General features: G+C 43.3%; 18 protein-coding genes. 6 read left to right on the top strand and 12 right to left on the bottom strand.

Features of this window, described 5'->3' with window-relative positions:
* Positions 1–103: 103 nt before the first annotated feature.
* Complete coding sequence (locus MHH89_RS04160) at positions 104–562, bottom strand: hypothetical protein (protein WP_341086398.1); 459 nt, start codon at positions 560–562, stop codon at positions 104–106.
* A gap of 103 nt (positions 563–665) precedes the next feature.
* Positions 666–1,013 carry a hypothetical protein gene (locus MHH89_RS04155; protein WP_076219158.1) on the bottom strand — a complete coding sequence of 116 codons (348 nt, stop codon included), beginning with the start codon at positions 1,011–1,013 and terminating at the stop codon, positions 666–668.
* Between the two features lie 152 nt (positions 1,014–1,165).
* On the opposite strand from MHH89_RS04155, the gene MHH89_RS04150 reads away from it, so the two are divergent.
* Positions 1,166–2,302 carry a VanZ family protein gene (locus tag MHH89_RS04150; RefSeq protein WP_076279803.1) on the top strand — a complete coding sequence of 379 codons (1,137 nt, stop codon included), beginning with the start codon at positions 1,166–1,168 and terminating at the stop codon, positions 2,300–2,302.
* An 87-nt stretch (positions 2,303–2,389) separates the two neighbouring features.
* On the top strand, positions 2,390–3,829 hold the full coding sequence (locus tag MHH89_RS04145) for a serine hydrolase domain-containing protein (protein WP_076310415.1): 1,440 nt from the start codon (positions 2,390–2,392) through the stop codon (positions 3,827–3,829).
* 60 nt (positions 3,830–3,889) lie between these two features.
* On the opposite strand, the gene MHH89_RS04140 is transcribed toward MHH89_RS04145, so the two are convergent.
* Positions 3,890–4,654 (bottom strand): exodeoxyribonuclease III, encoded by a 765-nt coding sequence (locus tag MHH89_RS04140; RefSeq protein ID WP_076279814.1) that lies wholly within the window; start codon positions 4,652–4,654, stop codon positions 3,890–3,892.
* A 191-nt stretch (positions 4,655–4,845) separates the two neighbouring features.
* On the opposite strand from MHH89_RS04140, the gene MHH89_RS04135 reads away from it, so the two are divergent.
* On the top strand, positions 4,846–6,006 hold the full coding sequence (locus MHH89_RS04135; RefSeq protein ID WP_341086396.1) for an MFS transporter: 1,161 nt from the start codon (positions 4,846–4,848) through the stop codon (positions 6,004–6,006).
* A 148-nt stretch (positions 6,007–6,154) separates the two neighbouring features.
* Complete coding sequence (locus MHH89_RS04130) at positions 6,155–6,442, top strand: hypothetical protein (protein WP_076125983.1); 288 nt, start codon at positions 6,155–6,157, stop codon at positions 6,440–6,442.
* Between the two features lie 60 nt (positions 6,443–6,502).
* Here the strand turns inward: MHH89_RS04130 and MHH89_RS04125 are convergent, their stop codons facing one another.
* Positions 6,503–7,363, bottom strand: coding sequence for a helix-turn-helix transcriptional regulator (locus MHH89_RS04125; protein ID WP_076280796.1), 861 nt, complete (start codon positions 7,361–7,363; stop codon positions 6,503–6,505).
* Positions 7,364–7,490: 127 nt separating this feature from the next.
* Here MHH89_RS04125 and fabF point away from each other — a divergent pair, with 127 nt between their 5' ends.
* Complete coding sequence (fabF, locus tag MHH89_RS04120) at positions 7,491–8,729, top strand: beta-ketoacyl-ACP synthase II (RefSeq protein WP_339190721.1); 1,239 nt, start codon at positions 7,491–7,493, stop codon at positions 8,727–8,729.
* 83 nt (positions 8,730–8,812) lie between these two features.
* Here fabF and MHH89_RS04115 read toward each other — a convergent pair whose 3' ends face one another.
* From MHH89_RS04115 to MHH89_RS04100, 4 genes are all read right to left on the bottom strand, one after another.
* Positions 8,813–10,285 (bottom strand): family 43 glycosylhydrolase, encoded by a 1,473-nt coding sequence (locus tag MHH89_RS04115; protein ID WP_445739139.1) that lies wholly within the window; start codon positions 10,283–10,285, stop codon positions 8,813–8,815.
* Between the two features lie 184 nt (positions 10,286–10,469).
* A complete protein-coding gene (locus tag MHH89_RS04110) occupies positions 10,470–11,537 on the bottom strand; it encodes an ABC transporter ATP-binding protein (RefSeq protein WP_076135552.1) in 1,068 nt (355 codons plus the stop codon).
* Positions 11,538–11,676: 139 nt separating this feature from the next.
* Complete coding sequence (locus MHH89_RS04105; RefSeq protein WP_076125975.1) at positions 11,677–12,216, bottom strand: HXXEE domain-containing protein; 540 nt, start codon at positions 12,214–12,216, stop codon at positions 11,677–11,679.
* 67 nt (positions 12,217–12,283) lie between these two features.
* A complete protein-coding gene (locus MHH89_RS04100) occupies positions 12,284–13,246 on the bottom strand; it encodes a phosphotransferase family protein (RefSeq protein WP_076190157.1) in 963 nt (320 codons plus the stop codon).
* Between the two features lie 172 nt (positions 13,247–13,418).
* Between MHH89_RS04100 and fabV the strand changes: the two genes are divergently transcribed.
* A complete protein-coding gene (gene fabV / locus MHH89_RS04095; RefSeq protein ID WP_312147881.1) occupies positions 13,419–14,609 on the top strand; it encodes an enoyl-ACP reductase FabV in 1,191 nt (396 codons plus the stop codon).
* Positions 14,610–14,628: 19 nt separating this feature from the next.
* Here fabV and MHH89_RS04090 read toward each other — a convergent pair whose 3' ends face one another.
* From MHH89_RS04090 to MHH89_RS04075, 4 genes are all read right to left on the bottom strand, one after another.
* The gene (locus MHH89_RS04090) at positions 14,629–14,886 is read right to left on the bottom strand and encodes a DUF2164 domain-containing protein (RefSeq protein ID WP_076125970.1); all 258 of its coding nucleotides are present in this window, start codon (positions 14,884–14,886) and stop codon (positions 14,629–14,631) included.
* Between the two features lie 72 nt (positions 14,887–14,958).
* Positions 14,959–15,948, bottom strand: a complete 990-nt coding sequence (locus MHH89_RS04085) for a phosphotransferase family protein (protein WP_341086393.1) — start codon at positions 15,946–15,948, stop codon at positions 14,959–14,961.
* Positions 15,936–16,904 (bottom strand): sugar phosphate isomerase/epimerase family protein, encoded by a 969-nt coding sequence (locus MHH89_RS04080; protein WP_076101695.1) that lies wholly within the window; start codon positions 16,902–16,904, stop codon positions 15,936–15,938. Before MHH89_RS04080 ends, MHH89_RS04085 begins: the two co-directional genes overlap by 13 nt.
* Before the next feature lie 34 nt (positions 16,905–16,938).
* On the bottom strand, positions 16,939–18,009 hold the full coding sequence (locus tag MHH89_RS04075; protein WP_076125969.1) for a Gfo/Idh/MocA family protein: 1,071 nt from the start codon (positions 18,007–18,009) through the stop codon (positions 16,939–16,941).
* Positions 18,010–18,012 lie beyond the last annotated feature (3 nt).

Raw genomic sequence — 18,012 nt, 5'->3', positions numbered from 1 at the left:
AATTCTCTTCCTCCATCTCTAGGGTTGCTATAAGCACTCGGTCAGCTTCACTTCTTATTTTAACGCAAAACGAGGATAGTTGCGATTCGATTTAGATTCTCAGCTACTTCACTTCAGGTATTTCACCTGTATAGACACCTAGATCATTCTTATGAATCTCTACATTGGACGTTCCGATCTGCTTATCATTATGGTAAGCAATCACTGTGATCTTGGTATCCTGAGGTTCATCTATTTGCTTATTCCCCCCATCCATTGGACTCCAATAAATTTGATCTCCAGATTTGATTTTCAGCTCAAGACCTTTGTTATGCACCTTGTAGTCAGGGGGAGTCCATAACAATAAATTGCCGGATGTAGCCTGTATCTTAATAACATCCGCCCCTTCAGCAGTTATAAGCATAGGTAATCCTGGAGCACTACTATCAGTCACCCTGTATTCCGCTGTTGGGAACATAACATCCGGTTTTAACTCAAGTGATTGATTATTATGCCGCAAAATAAAGAAGAAAAAAAGTAAAATCGTTAAGCCCATGACGCCTCCGATGATTATTTTTTTCACTATTCAACCTCCCTTCCACCCTAATACTGTAACATATTTCCTTAATTTGGACAGTTATGAGCCAAATTAAGCGGCTCCCGCGAGGAACCGCTCACTTCAATCCCTATTTTTTATCCACCTGTAACAGTGTCACTGTCTTCAAAGCATAAGTATGCATGATTTTATCCTCTGAAATTACATTCAACTTGGTCAAGCTTGCCACCTTTGCCGGATCTGATTTGGAGAGCAAACGCCACACTTCGGGGTCTGATAAGGTCTCATATAACTTTGCATCATCATATTCTTTGCGGTTTTGCACGACCAGCTTCACTTTATAGCGGCCAATTTCAGTCTCGTTAGTTTCCTGCTCACTACAATAATTTAAAATATCCTGACGAAGCTCGGCCAATTCTTTTTCAATATCCTTTTGCTTTTGCTTGAGCCGATAATACTGCTGAACCTTTTTCTCCATCCACTTCACGCTCCTTCATAGACATATGTATGCCGGAAACGTTGGATAAATTAGTTGAGTTCCCTATCATAAAAACTTATAATGAGCCGGGGATAGCTAATTTCCAAGTAGAGTCAAATTTCTTATAAAAACAATTCCACGGCAGGTGACTTATGTTTCATTCGTACTTTTTTCCAATTTCGTATGCGTTCATGATGTTTCCAATAGCAGCGCTGGTCTTCACACTACCTTTTCTTATCGTACAATACCGCAGACATGGCTATATACATAAGCTTAGAGCTTTAATCCTATATCTGCTGCTGCTCTATCTGATGAACGCTTATTTTCTTGTCTTGCTTCCTTTTCCATCCTCCCGGCACAATGCTGCACCTTCTGGGAGTGTCGTCCAATTCATTCCCCTTCAGTTTATTCAGGATATTGTGGATGGATCGTCAATCATCCCTGAACAAATCTCGACCTACTGGTCATTACTGCGTGAGCCTGCATTTTTACAGGTCATTTTTAACGTTGCATTGACTGTACCGTTTGGAATGTTTTTGGGCTATTATTTTCGTACACGCTGGGTCGTGTGCATTCTACTATCCTTTGCCTTTTCCTTGTCCTTTGAGATCACGCAGATTACAGGAATTTATGGTTTCTTCGATCATCCTTACCGTCTTTTTGATGTCGATGATCTCATTACCAACACAATCGGAGGGATTTTTGGATTTCGAATTTCCATTTGGATCTCCGGGCTATTGCCACGTATAGAACAACTGGATACAAACATTGACCGCTCTGCCAAAAGAGTCTCCTATACCCGCAGAGGAATAGCTTTTCTAATCGATAGTATGGTGTGGAGCATCGGGTTTGGGGTACTCTTCGGATTCGATATAAAAGCTGCCTTCTGGATTGTAACTGGTATTTACTTCATGCTTGTTCCGGCTCTCACGGGCGGACGGACCTTAGGGAAATGGATGGTGCGGATTCGGGTGAAGAGCAGCGGGAATCATGCTTTTTTCTGGGCTCTGATGATCAGATATGGCCTGCTATATTGGGTGCTGCTTGGGATTCACGCTCTTTTGCTTGATTCCGCCCTTCTAGGGAATCTTTCCTCCGTATGGAATATGCTTATTCATCTGTTTGTTCTATTGATAGACTTGGCTTTCTTTATTCATTTAGTCATTAGTATATTCAAAAAAGAAACTCAGCTAATATATGAGAAACTAAGTCGAACTTCTCATGTTATTTCTTGGCCAGAGAAACGGCTCCAATCTGATGTATCCAGCAACAGCCCTGTAGAAAGCTAAACTAGTTATTTTTTAAATGGTATTTTTACATTGGAAATTATTATAGAATTAGGAGGTGAGCATTCTCAAAATTTAGGAGATGAGCGTATGGAAACTACAAGCAGCTTGCAGTTATCTAGAAGTCTTCCAGAAGAACAGGGGATTTCATCAACCGCAATATCCAGCTTTATTAGTGCAGTAGAGGAACAAAATTTAGGCCTTCACAGCATTATGCTACTACGACATGGTTATGTGGTCTCTGAAGGCTGGTGGGCTCCTTACAGGTCCGTTCTTCCGCATATGTTATTTTCCCTTAGCAAAAGCTTCACCTCAACCGCAATCGGGTTTGCTGTTACTGAGAAACTTGTCACCCTCGATGATTCTGTCCTCTCCTTTTTCCCTGAAGAGGCTCCTTCGACTATCACGGAGAATCTATCCAATATGACAATCAGACATCTATTGATGATGGGTACCGGGCATGTCGTGGATACTATGGACACCCTTCGCAAAAGTACCGACGGGAATTGGGTGAAAGCTTTCTTCTCCGTCCCCGTCGAGAAACAACCGGGTACACATTTCCTATATAATACCGGTGCTACTTACATGCTGGCCGCGATCCTTCAACGGGTTACTGGCCAAACACTGCTAGAATATTTAGAACCGCGCCTCTTCGTTCCTCTGGGCATTCACGGTGCAACGTGGGAGTCTTGTCCACGTGGAATTAACACAGGGGGATTTGGCTTAAACATTACAACCGAGGATATCGCTAAATTCGGCCAGCTATACTTACAAAAAGGAATCTGGAATAATCAACGGGTTCTGCCTGAAAAGTGGATTAATGAGGCTACTTCCAAACATATTTCCAATGGCGAAGGTGATCATGACTGGGCAATGGGATATGGGTATCAGTTCTGGCAATGCCAGCACGGTGGCTACCGGGCAGATGGCGCCTTCGGTCAACTCTGTGTTGTGCTTCCGGAGCAAGATGCCGTAATTATTACTACTGCTGCATCAGACAGTATACAAGGAATGTTGAATGCTGTGTGGGAACATCTGCTTCCCGCGATGAAGCCAGCTCCCTTGCCATTAGAGCCGGCTGCTTCTGCCCACTTGGTTGAACAATTAAAGAATTTATCTATCCATCCGCCACAACTGCAGCCCTCTTCATCACAAGAAGAACGAATAAACGGCTTAACCTATAAGCTCGATGACAACCAATTTGCCTTGGACACCTTCTCTATCTCTTTCAATAACAACGAAGCTGCAGTTACTTTACAATTTAAGACTGGAGAGGATTCTGTGATCTGTCTTGGTCGAGGGGAATGGCTCGAAAGCTTCGCACAGGTCATTGATGCTTCCTTGAACCGAATCATGTCCAGCTTTACTTGGGTTGCTGATGATCAGCTACAGCTTACTTTATTGTTTATTGAAATGCCTTTCTGCATAACTCTTGAAATAATCTTACTAGAGAATCAGCTAATTCTTAAACAAAAGTTTAATGTGAATATGGGACCGACTGAATTCCCTGAGATCATTGGCAGACTATAATGAATACAAAAGACCGCTTCGTCCTTTAAAGAGACTTAGCGGCCTTTTAAATATTCGATTCTAATCTGTGAAATCAGCAAGCTTGAGGATGACCGGACAATGATCGCTCCCCATAATGTGGCAATCGATTTGGGCATCCAGCAGATTAGGTGCAAGTCTAGAAGAAGCTAGGAAATAATCAATCCGCCAGCCTACATTCCGTTCTCTCACCTTCGGCATATAAGACCACCATGAATAAACGCCTTCAAGCTCTGGATGAAAATATCTAAAGGTATCTATGAAGCCGGACTCCAGCAGCGTACTCATTTTTCCTCTTTCTTCATCGGTAAAGCCAGAGTTTCCGCGGTTAGCTTTAGCATTTTTGATATCAATATCCTGATGGGCTACGTTCATATCGCCGCATACAACGACTGGTTTTAGCTTGTCCAGTTCCAAAAGGTAATTGCGGAAGCGGTCCTCCCATTCCATTCTGTAATCCAATCTAGCCAGATCTCGTTTGGCATTTGGTGTATACACATTCACTAGATAAAAATGTTCGAACTCCAGCGTAATAATCCGGCCTTCCGCTTCCTCATCCTCTTCCATTCCGTATCTCACAGAGATCGGCTTGATTTTGGTGAATATAGCTGTGCCTGAATACCCTTTTTTCACTGCATAATTCCAATATTGATAGTATTCTTCACCCTGTTCCAGAACAATCTGCCCTTCTTGCAGCTTCGTCTCCTGTACACAGAAAATATCTGCTTCTACTTCCTTAAAATAATCATCAAACCCTTTTTTCACACAGGCCCGAAGACCATTCACATTCCATGATACCAACTTTATCATTAACGTTTCTCCTTGCATTTTGCTTTAATAGTAACCAGTTTATCATATTACGACCAGAAATTTATAGAGGGTTAGGGTCATCTTAAGCAGTTCCGCGAATAGATTTATATCCTAATCATTTATTATCCATGATACAATAGCAAAATTGACTCTATACAAATTTTCTAACACGTGAGGTAAAAAAACTTATGAATGCACCAAATCTTTTACGAGGGTTTAACTTTTTGTATTTTGCTCTGCTAGCCATGTTTATTCCCTTTCTGCCAGTCTATCTAAGTGAACAAGGTCTAAGCCCATCGCAAATCGGCTTCATTATTGGAACTGGTGGTTTTGTTACCATCGTTGCCCAGCCTTTATGGGGGATGATCAGTGATAAAACAAAAACCATCCGCAAAGTGCTGTTAGCTCTGCTGTTATGCTCAGCGGTAACCGGATACTTTTTGTTCGATTCCAGCAGTTACGTTGTTCTCATTCTTTTTGCTATGCTGCTGTATTTCTTCTTGATGCCCATTGATCCGCTGACAGAAAGCTTGAATTTCCGAGTCTCTGAGGCGGCTGGAATTAGCTATGGTTCTATCCGTACATATGGTGCGCTAGGTTATGGTGTAATGGCTCTGATTACTGGCTATGTGCTTGGTTTTTTCGGCTCTCATGGAATAGCTCTTCTGTTTGTTGCCATTTGCCTTATAAGCTTTATAGTAAGCTGGAACATGCCAGATGCCCCCGTCACAGGTAAGCCGGTCACGCTGGATAGCCTCAAGCACTTTTTTGGCAACAAAAAGACATTGATGTTTCTGGTGCTCATATTTATTAGCTCTGTACCCGCACGAATGAACGATACATTTATTGGAGTTTATATTCGTGAGCTTGGTGGCAGTCCTCAACTGGTAGGCCAATCATTTTTCCTCGCGGCAATAAGTGAAATCATTGTCTTTGCATTAAGCTTCTGGTGGTTGCGAAAAGGAAAAGAACTGATTATCATATCGATTTCCGGAGCCTTCTATTTCCTTCGTTTCTTTATTTCAGCTTGGATCATTGATCCACACTTGTTAGCGTATTTGCAGATTCTGCAAATTCTTACCTTCCCTGTGTTCTACTCGGCTGCTATTCAATACCTGTACAGCATTGTACCCGAGGAATGGCGTGCTACAGGGCAAACCGTCCTTGCACTATTGTTCTTCGGTGTATCAGGTATCCTGGCTTCTTATGCTGGTGGAGCATTATATGATGCCTTTGGGGGTAAAGCTCTTTACTTAACGATCTCCGCAATGTCGTTTGTCGGCATGCTATTCGGATTGATACTGTATCTGATTTATCGTAAAAAAAACGGAATAAGCGTACGAAAATAAACCGGGGATGTCCCAGCCGCTTTCTAAGTGGCTATTGGACATCCCCGGTTTTTTCTATTAAAAAGTGCTAATTCACCATGGCATTCGCTCTAGCATTAATAGATTTTCAACATAGAATATCCTATCAAACGAAAAGGAGGTCGTTACTATGGCCATCGTATTACCGCTTCAATATTTCAATTTAGCCCCTGTCATTGGTAAATCTTATTATGAAAACCTTGCAGGTGGAATTAACGCTGCTGTTACTGTGAACAACAACTCCAACTTCCCAGTAGATTTAGTAATCACTCGTGTGAATGCTCCAGTTATCACATACACGATTCCAGCATTCAATAGCCTTACGCTCGCAGTTCATGCCCTTTTGGTAGCTGCACTCTTAAGCACTCCTGCTGGCACCACATTCGGAACTATTGAAATTTCAACATCAGATTTCTAATAGTGTAGCATTAGGCATCTCTAGCTGGAAGTTCAGCTAGGGATGCTTCTCTATGTGAATCTAGCTTAATCCTTCTATTGTATGCTGCTCCATAAGCTGCTTCAGCTTGGTTTCAGTATTCGAATCTCCCGCAGGAGTATAGATGCTGCAGCGTAAATCTGCACTGCCATGAACCTGCAAAGAGGTTAGATGAAATAACATTTTTCCCGCCTTGGCATGTCTGAATTCTAATAACACATCCGGGGCCGAACTAACCCGACTTTGCTCCCACATCTCATTAAAAGCCGGATGCAATTCTTTCAATTCCTCTATAAATTCATCATACCAATGATCCTCTACATACTGTCCGTAATACGCTCTGAAGATAGAAAGATAACCGCTGACGAATTGTTCCCAATTCACTGCTAAGCGCCTAAACTCCTTACGAACAAATAACAATCGGATCATATTCCGCTCTTCGATAGGCAGCTTTGAGAAATCAAGAAAAACATGGGCGGCAGCTTCATTCCAACCGACGATTCCGCAACGTCTATCAGAAATAATCGTAGGACAATATTTAAGTTCCTGTAAAATTTTCTGCAGCGAAGGACTAATTACGGAAGATTCATCTTGCGGATAGGGTGTGGTTCCGGTTCCAGTTTCTAAAGCCAGTGCAAAAAGATACTTCCGCTCATCTTTAGTCAGCCTAAGTGCAGTGGCAATACAGTCCAAAACAGAGGACGAGACTTTTATATCTCTGCCTTGTTCAAGCCACGTATACCAGGTACTGCTTACCCCTGCAAGCTGTGCAACCTCTTCCCTGCGGAGTCCTGGCGTTCTTCTGCGTGTGCCTTCTGGCAAGCCTACAGCGCTTGGTGAAATTGCCGCACGACGTGCTTTCAAAAAATCGGATAATGCTTGTAATCTTGTTTGATTAGCCATAAGCTACCTCCACTTTGGGATTTCTGTTCCTTTAGTATAGTACAAATTATACTAGGATAAACGATAACTTGTAATAGGATAAATAAAGTGGAAAAATACTAGTATACACTAGCTGAGGAGGTTCATTATGGAACGCGTAGTGATTACAGGCATGGGCTTAATCTCACCACTTGGAAATACAATCGAACAATTTTGGGATCGGCTAATTTCTGGTGAATCGGGTATATCCCCGATCACTTCATTTGATACAACAGGTTTTAAGACGAGAATTGCCGGCGAAGTACGTGATTTCGATGCAGAGGGCAGATTTGGGCGTAAAGAGGCACGGCGAATGGACAGATTCAGTCAGTTTGCCCTCGCAGCTACTGAAGAGGCTTGGAAACATTCTGGCCTCCAGCTTGATAAGATTGACAAGGAGAGACTTGGCGTTTATGTAGGATCTGGTGTTGGAGGAATTCAGACCTTGATGGATCAAGGTACGGTCCTGAAAGAGCGTGGACCTGATCGAGTCAGCCCTACCTTAATTCCCATGATGATCTCCAATATGGCTGCGGCGATGATCAGCATTAAATTTGGAGCTCTCGGCCCGACCATGTCTCCAGTAACAGCTTGTTCTATTGGAAATACTGCGATTGGTGAGGCCTTCCGTTTAATTCGTTATGGCGGTGCGGACATTGTTATAGCCGGGGGTTCTGAAGCTGCTATTACTGAAATCTCGTTGGCCAGCTTCGGGAATGCCACCTCTTTATCTACACGAAATGAAGAGCCTACTAAAGCGAGCCGCCCTTTCGATGGAGGACGGGATGGCTTTGTAATCGGTGAAGGTGGCGGCATAGTCATTCTTGAGTCACTCTCCCATGCTCAGCGTAGAAACGCCAAGATTCACGGTGAAGTGATCGGGTATGGTGCTAGCTCTGATGCTTATCATATGGTTGCCACTCATCCAGAGGGGATTGGTGCCTATCAAGCTATGAAGTTAGCGCTAAATGAAGCTAATCTCCAGCCCCACAACGTAGATGTAATCAGTGCGCATGCGACAAGTACAGTAGTAGGAGACCATTCTGAAACCCTAGCGATTAAAAAATTATTTGGCGAGCATGCCTACCACATCCCCGTAACCGCTAATAAGTCCATGACTGGACATGCTTTAGGGGCCGCTGGCGGCTTAGAAGCCATCGCTTTAGTTAAGAGTATCCAAGAAGGGATCATTCCTCCTACCATCAATCAGGGCACGCCTGATTCCATCTGTGATTTAGATTACGTACCTAACAATGCACGAAAAGCTAATCTCGAAATAGGCATCTCCAATTCATTTGGCTTCGGCGGCCATAATGCTGTTATTGTGATCCGAAAGTTCGTAGACTAATCCTACATTATAAAAGGGTTTCAACTTAGCCATTACACATGACTAGTTGAAACCCCTTCTGCTGTTAATCCTTTTAAACTATCTTATTCCGAAGGTGATACCTGACTTCCCCAGATAGAGATCCCTTCATTAGAAACCGCGGTGAACGTCATAACATTACTGGCTGTAGCTTCATTCCACTCTTTCAGGAACACACCCTTGTAAGTAGAACCACCTATCGTTAACTCTGCAGTATGATCGTCGATAAGCTTCCACTTGCCCTTTACTGCGCCTTTGATTTTACCACTCTTCGTCAATTGAATTAGCTCCGATTGCACGATATCTGCCGTAATTTCTTTATTATGATTCACATATTTGTATTCGCCTGCGATTTGCTCTTTCGTATATTTATCAATGGTCTCGCCACCATAACGGTGTGGTGCGACCACCGGCCAGCCATCAGCGTTCATGAACATCTGGTGTACTCTAACCTCATGCTTTTCACCACGATTCGGGAACCGTGTATGGAAGATCAAATAATACTTGCCAGTCTCTTCATCGTAAAATGCGGAGTTATGTCCTGGTGATACATATCCTTCCCCACTTACTGGGAGCTCATCGTCATTATTCAGGAATTCGAAATTCCCCATGAGTTTAACTCCGTAAGGAGCATAAGCAGGATCATCAAACAATACGCCAGCTGTGCCCTGTGAATCGATCATATCCTGGCCCTCAGAATCTTCAAAAGGTCCATCAGGTGTCTTCGAGCGAGCTACACGGATGTTATATCCGCCATCAGCAGCCAGCCCCCCGTAGGATAGGAACAGGTAGTAGTAATCCGTCTCAGGACTGTACAGCATATAGGGAGCTTCTATCCGCGCATGATTTGCGCCTAGAAGCTTTTTGCCATAACCTTGATCTGGCAGTGGGAATCCTGTGCTTGTATCCAGTTCCATAATAAAAATACCACCGGAATAAGAACCATACACCATCCACAATCTGCCTTCTTTATCAAAGAACACATCCGGATCTACAACATTCGGCTTTTGTGCGGCATCATAAGTTTCTCCGTCATCGCCTACACCCACCATACCTGACTTTAAGAAGATCCCTTTGTTCTTATAAGGTCCTTCAATATGGTCTGACACGGCTATACCAAGTGCTGATAATGGGGAATCACCTTTACACGCGTTGTAATACATATAATATTTACCATCCGCCAATTGAATGACATCCGGTGCCCATAAAGTGTCCGTCTTTCCCCAGGTTAAGGCCTCTTTTAATTCCTCTTTGACATTCGGGATGAGTACGTTTCCATCAACAACTCCAGAGGACAATTGAGTCCAGGACATCAGGTCGTCGGATTTAGCAGAAGCCAAATGCGAGCCAAACACATAGTACTTATTATCAGCCAAAATAATGGAAGGATCATGTACAGAAACATTCTTGAAGACAGGCTGAACAGGCTCAGGTCCGCTGTTTGTGTTGCCAGAATTATCCGTGTCGTTGTTGCACGCGGTTACAGCTAATAATGAAACGCTAAGTAAAGTAGTAATAATTATCTTCTTCATCGTTATACCCCCTATGTATGCCTTTTCATTTTGAGATGAAAACGATAAATAGTCAACCCTTTTATTTAATTAAGTTCGTATTAATTCATATTTATTTAAATAATATTGAACATTGTAGAAAATAAAAAAAAACGCTAAGCCAACTAAATGGCCTAGCGTTTCCTCTTATTATTTAGTTAAAACAAGTTGCTTACTTAGCGCCTTCTTGCACTAAAACTGGCTCTGGATAAGCGTTCTTAAGTATACGTTGTCTATTCTTAACGACTGTTGGTGGTTCCACCTTAGGTGCCATCGGATGCATTAACCAAGACTTCACCATATGGGTATCCGAAACCTTATACATTGGAGGCTCTTTCTCCATATCGATTTGCATAGCATAGGTGCTGCGAAGTGCGAAGGCATCACCCTTAGGCGGTTTGATCAAATCTGGAGGGGTACCAGGAATAGCGGTAAGCAAAGAACCTTTGCTCTCTAAACTTGGCATGGATGCAAGCAATCCCCAAGTGTAAGGATGTCTTGGATCGTAGAAGATCTCTTCTGCAGTTCCCATTTCAACAATTTGTCCGGCATACATTACCGCTACACGATCCGCCATTCTTGCTACAACACCAAGATCATGGGTGATAAAAATAATCGCCGTATCAATCTTTTTCTGCAATTCCTTCATCAGGTCAAGAATCTGTGCCTGAATGGTAACGTCGAGCGCTGTAGTTGGCTCATCCGCAATCAGAAGCTTAGGGTTTGCTGCAAGTGCCATTGCGATAACGACACGTTGACGCATACCGCCACTGAACTCATGCGGATATTGATTGAAGCGGCGCTCTGGTGAAGGAATACCTACTAGCGTAAGCAGTTCAACCCCACGTTTATTGGCAGCTTCTTTGGAGATTTTCTCATGTTTGTGCAGTACTTCAGTAATTTGTCTGCCGACCTTCATCATCGGGTTCAAGGAAGTCATCGGATCCTGAAAAATCATACCGATCTCTTTACCACGAATCTTCTGCATTTGCTTCTCAGTCTTACCGATCAAATCTTGTCCATCAAATAAAATTTGTCCACGTTTATATTCTCCTGGCGGCGTTGGAACTAGCTTCATTACCGCTTGTGAAGTTACACTTTTACCGGAACCGGATTCCCCAACTATCGCTAGAGTTTCACCTTTATCTACATGGAAGCTAACACCACGGATCGCTTGTACTTCTCCACCGTGTGTTTTGAATGATATCGCTAGATCTTTTACCTCTAAAAGGCGCTCCATCTTGTCACCCTCTCATTTCCTCGTCAATTATGATAATGATTCTCACCAAGTTGTAAGCAATAAGTATTATTTTATCTAGTTCTAAGGGTTCTAGTCAAGATTTTTCTGAAAAAGATATGGCCAGCAGCAGCCTTATGTACTAGTTCTGTTTAATGCGAGTTCTATTCTTCACTAACAACCACAATATTGGCGGAAGCAGCAAAAGAACTAACAGCAGAGACCATCCGATATCTCCAAGGGATACCAAGTTGTCATTCAATAGTCGATAATACGCATAAAGAGAATAGGGAAGAACTACTAGTACTGCTGTAACTACCCCTGGTGTATATATCTTTAAATATATCGTCTGTCCTAGATGAGTAAATACATGTAAGAAAAATACCGCAAGCACTGCCAAGTACAATAAGTAATTAGAAAAGAATACTGCAATACAAGTTACCGTCACTATAAAAATATACACGAATAATACGTCCATTGCAAAATTACGTGTAGTCATTTGTAACATCGAATGATACGTCTTGCGCATAAACGAAGGAATTGCGTCCTCTAACCTGGTTCTATACTTTGCCCCCCATGCTTCAATCGTTAATATTTCTTCAAAATCATGAAACATAAATAGGATCGGCAACAGCCACAGCAAACTTACGATATCAATATGTACACTTAGCCACTCAAACATGAGAATCCTCTCCCTTCTCCTGCTCAGCCTCCTTACCTTCTTATGTTGTAATCTTGCTGAAAATGTCCTAACCCATGAAACGTTCCCAACCTTCCAGCAGATTATCCTGTGCCCACTGGAAATGGCCTTGGCTATCGTATTTACGCGAATAACACTCAATGAAATAAATTAAATCGATATATAAGTCGTAGAGCTTTTTGCGTGCACATTCATTAGGGCTATCAAAACTGTCCCCATAACCTCTACAGAAATGCTCAGAATCCTCAATATAGCGAAAATAATATTCCATAAGGTGATCGCCCCATAACGCCCGTTCCCAATCGATTAAGGCAACAATGCTTCCCTCTCGCACAAACACATTCCCATCCCATAGATCCCAGTGAACTAAACGTGGCTCAGTGACCACATCCATCACATGTATACGGCTGTTGATCTCCGCCTCAATCTTTTCTAAAGGAATGGGCATCTTTGCCTCTAAGCGCCGAGCATCATCAAGGAGGTTGCCAATCAAATTTTGAAAGGTTTCCCGCCAAGAAGTCCCCTTTATCTTCGAGGATACATTAAATAATCCGAAATGATCCCCTTGAATCTCATTGATAATCCGGCTATAACGACCTAATTCTTCCTCAATACAACTTCTTTGCTGCGGACTAAGCTCTTCCTTAATTTCATTATAGGGCTGGCCGATTATTTTCTCCATGAAAAAAAAGTCACTCGATATTAAATTTCTGCTGTTATCATAAGCGTATACCTCAGGCACAGGTACCGTTCCTTTAGACTTCATTAGCTGCATTGCCGCAACCTCTGTAGCCATGATATCGTGCTCGTAACTTAGCGTGTCTGTCTCATCGGATGGCGATATTTTAAGGATCGTAGCTCTGCCATCTGACAATAGGAGGTCATAAGCTGCGTTGAAATAACCTCCCGTCAATTCCGTACTTTGAATGATTTTCACATGGCTTCCAAAAGCAGCACCCACCAGGATGTCCTGCTGCTCAACCGTCAATTTTGTTTTAGTCTGACTTTCCAAGACTTCACCACCATACAGAGTTAAGTAAAAATCCAACCTCATAAAAGCCCGGGATTCATTGTATTTGATACAAGAAAGATAAACAATCCTTCTCCATTGGAATGAAAATTGTTAAAATTAGAAATAACACGTATCATTAGCTGCTTTTCATGAAAGAGAGGAAACTATTATTATGATCATAAAACCTAGAACACGTGGCTTTATATGTACAACCGCACATCCGCAAGGCTGCGCTCGTCAAGTCAAGCGGCAAATTGAGTATATTAAGGCACAACCCGCGATCAAAGGACCCCGGAAGGTGCTTGTCATTGGCGCATCCACAGGCTACGGCCTCGCCTCACGGGTTACAGCCGCCTTTGGGGCTGGAGCCAGCACAGTAGGCGTATATCGGCCGAGCAGCAGCAATGGAGCCCGTACAGCCTCTGCTGGGTGGTACAATTCCGCCGCCTTCGAACAACTTGCGGAGTCTGCAGGCCTGCAATCCTACAGCGTTACCGGAGATGCTTACTCCAAAGAGACCAAAGAAAGAACGATTCAGCTGATTCGCAGCGAATTAGGACAAGTCGATTTGGTCATCTACAGTGTTGCTTCTGGGCGCCGTACAGACCCGGAGACAGGTGAAGTATATAACTCTGTTCTCAAACCTATTGGCGACACCTTTACCAACAAAACTGTAAATTTTCATACGGGTGAAGTCACTCAAATCTCCATCGAACCCGCGACCGATAAGGAAGTTCATGATACCGTACGGGTGATGGGCGGTGATGATTGGCAGTTATGGATAGAAGCACTCCAGCAAGCCGGAGTATTAGCTGATCACGCAACCACTATTGCTTATTCGTATATCGGATCAGAGCTTACTCAAGCCGTATATCGCCAGGGAACGATTGGACTTGCTAAAGACCATCTCGAAGCTACGGCAAGAACACTTAACGAAGCGTTAGCTGTTACTCACGGTAGAGCTTATGTAGCGGTCACAAAAGGTCTTGTCACACAGTCCAGCTCGGCGATTCCTGTCGTGCCCCTCTATATTTCCGCCCTTTACAAAGTCATGAAAGAGCACGGTCTTCATGAAGGTTGTATTGAGCAAACCTATCGGTTGTTTGCTGAACATCTCTACGCAGCGAAAGGAACTCCTGTGGATGAAGAAGGGCGTATCCGTATAGATGATTGGGAATTGTCTCCGGCAGTCCAGCAAGAAGTAATAGAAATCTGGGACCAGCTTACTTCAGACAATATCTACGACCTAACGGATCTGCATAGCTATAAACAGGAATTCTTCCAGCTATTTGGATTCGAGACTGAAGGTGTAGATTACGAAGCTGATACTGATCCAGACGTAACTGTTATAAATCTGCGCTAAAATTAATCGTGTTTTTGGATTATCTTCTGCCTGAGGATAAGGGTTGTTCGAGAGCATAAATCTCCTCTTCCAGAGAAATCATCTTTTGCTCAATCATTTTTCGTGCATCTGCCAACGCTTGATTGTAAATATAAGGCGAAAGTTCTTTGAGCATAAAATCGAGAAGGTTCTCGCTGGCTAATTGCCCAATTTCACTGGACAGCTCTGTGTCAAAATATTCTTGAATACTAGCTGTAATCTGAAGCTTATGTTCTCTCGGTATTTTTAACGGCTGCATGGTAATCCTCCAATCTAGTTAGATACAGGAAAATGACGTGCTTTCGCACGTCATTTTTCACACCTATAACCTTCATTCACTGCTGCCTTTAAAACGGTTCCAACCCTCAGTCAAGTTATCATGCGTCCAACGGACATAACCTTCGTCTGCATATTTGCGTGAATAACATTCGATAGTAAGAATAAGATCAAGATAAAGATCATAAAGCTTCTTCCGCTGAATCTCGTTCGGACTGTCGTAGGTTGTTCCGTACCCCTTATAGAAACCGGCAGAATTCTCAAAATGCCTAAAATAATACTCCATCAGCACATCGCCCCATAGGGCTCTCTCCCAGTCAATCAGCGATACGATGACTCCATCCTTCACAAATACATTCCCATTCCATAAATCCCAATGCACCAGTCGTGGCTCGGTTACGGCATCTAATGCAGGGAGATACTTGGAAACCTCCTGCATAATCTCTTCACAGGACGCAGGTAGCTTTGCATTCAGCCTCTTGGCATCAGCAAGTACACTTTCCATCAGGCATGAAAAGGTCTCTCTCCACGAGGCTCTTGGCTCCTCTGAATCCGTTCCAAAAATGCCAAAACGTTCTCCGCGTATCTCATTGATTATGCGATTGTAACGCCCCAGCTCCGTTTCGATAGCGTCTCTCTCCGGAAGCGAAAGACTCTCCTTTACATCACTGTAGGGCTGGCCCTCCACCTTCTCCATAAAGAAATACGGAATAGGAATAAGCAGCAGACTTTCATCATAATGGTAGACGGCAGGCACGGGCACAACACCCTTATCTGCAACCATACGGAGAGTTTCCACTTCAGTTCGCATAATGTTCTTCTCGTAACTTAACGTATCTGTCTCTACAGCAGGGGCAACCTTTAGAATGACAGATTTCCCAGTGCTGAGTTCCAAATCATAGGCTGTATTAAAAAAGCCTCCCGTAAGTTCTGAACTAAGGTTAACCGCAGTTTCTGAACCGAAAACCGCTTTCACCAAAATATCCAGCTGTTCATCATTTAATTTAACTTTCGTGAAGCTCTCCATTTCGTTTAAACCCACCACATTTCTGTCAGTGGCTCCTCAATCAATACTTGTTGAAGGTTACTTACAGCTTTGGAGAAACCTTCTTCAATAGACATCAGCCCATCTTCATGCTCGATACTAACCACATAGTCATACCCAACCAAACGAAGTGCACTAATAATGTCAGCCCAAGTCTTAAGATCATGTCCAAAGCCGACAGAACGGAACTGCCAAGCACGGTCAAGCATCTTGGTATACGACTGCATATCAGTTAATCCGTGCATATTGACATTCACAGGATCAATAACGGTATCCTTCGCATGGAAGTGATGGATTGCACCTTGGCGTCCCAAAATATGAATCGCTTGCACAGGATCAATTCCTTGCCACCACATGTGACTCGGATCAAGGTTCGCACCGATCACTTCACCTGCTGCTTCTCTCAGCCGCAGCAGAGTACCTGGTGTGTGTACAGAGAATCCGCCATGCAGCTCAAGACCTACCTTTACATCATGCTGAGCGGCAAAGGCACCCCATTCTTTCCAATAAGGAATAACCTTGTTCTCCCATTGCCAGTCCAGAATTTCTTGATAATCATTGGGCCATGGAGCTACAGGCCAGTTCGGATATTTAGCACCCTCATGATCTCCAGGACATCCAGAGAAGGTATTCACAACCGGAACCCCTAGCTTCTGCGCCAATTTGACCGAGTTTACGAAATCCTCATGATCCTTTTGAGCAAGTTCTTTTTGCGGGTGCAATGGGTTACCGTGGCAGCTCAAAGCACTGATTGTAAGTCCGCGAGATTCCACGGCATGTTTGAATTCTTGTAAGGCTGTTTCATTCTCCAGCAGCATTTTAGGGTCGCAGTGGCTGTTGCCAGGATTGCCTCCCGTACCGATTTCTACCGCCTTTAGCCCTTTGGATACTACGTAATCAAGAGCATCCTCCAGCTTACGACCTCCAAACAAGACCATAAATACTCCAAGTTTCATTGTAGGCCACCTCCTCTTGGAAATAGTTTACTTATTATTTATCGTAGATATCAAAATTCTTCACCACTTGATTACTCTCAGCAGCTTCAAAAATAACTTCAATCAAATTCTGTACCCGCATAACCTCAGCGTTCTTAACGATAGGTTCTGCAGTACCCTCAATGACAGCAGCGAAATTATCATAAAAGCTAGAGCTTAACTCCGACGGCTGAGGTAATTCCTCAGTGATCGTTGCCCCCTCCGATGGAGGTGCCATAGTTTTAGTTAGTCCTACACCTGCACGAATCGGCTTCGGTTCGATTTTTTCGCCTGCATTATTTCTTGTCACCAATCTTCCAGTTAAAGACCAGTCTTCAATAATTCCAGTGCCTTCGATACCCTTCACATACCATCTTGGCAAAGTAATAAAGTTAGTCGTGCCAACCTCTACGATCGCTTTAATTCCATTCTCAAATTGCAGAATAGCTTCAAAACCGTCATCGACATCGTTTCCTAAAATAAAGCTTAAACTACTGCTCACACTGGTAATTTTGCTATCAATCATGAATAATAGCTGGTCCAATAAGTGAACGCCCCAATCCAGCAGCATCCCTCCGCCTTGTGCCTTAACATGACGCCAGTCTCCAGGAATTCCGTTCGCTCCGTGCACGCGGGATTCGATCTGGAATAGGGATCCAATCGTCTCCTCGTCGTACATTTTTTTGATGGTTAAAAAATCTTCATCCCAACGTCTGTTCTGATGCACCATAAACACACGTCCAGCTTGATCAGCCGCCGCCAGTATTTCTTGAAATTCAACCTTAGATAGAGCAACTGGCTTCTCACAAATGACATGTTTGCCAGCTTGTAATGCACGAATCGCAATTTCTTTGTGCACATCGTTCGGTGTGGCAATTAGAATAATTTCGACCGAAGAATCTGCCAATACTTCTTCATAACTTTGGTACGCCTTGTAGCCAGCGTCGTTGGAGTTGGTACGACGTGCTTCAAGCACATCGTACGTTCCAACTACGATTAAGGTAGAGGTCTCTTTTATCAACCCTGCGTGATAACTTCCCATTCCTCCAAAACCAACAATGACTACAGAATGTCTGTTTGAACTCATGAA

The organism is Paenibacillus sp. FSL H7-0323, assembly GCF_038002725.1.
GTDB lineage: Bacteria > Bacillota > Bacilli > Paenibacillales > Paenibacillaceae > Paenibacillus_AQ > Paenibacillus_AQ odorifer.
Note: the sequence above shows the minus strand (reverse complement) of the source record. Positions and strands in the feature narration are given on the sequence as shown.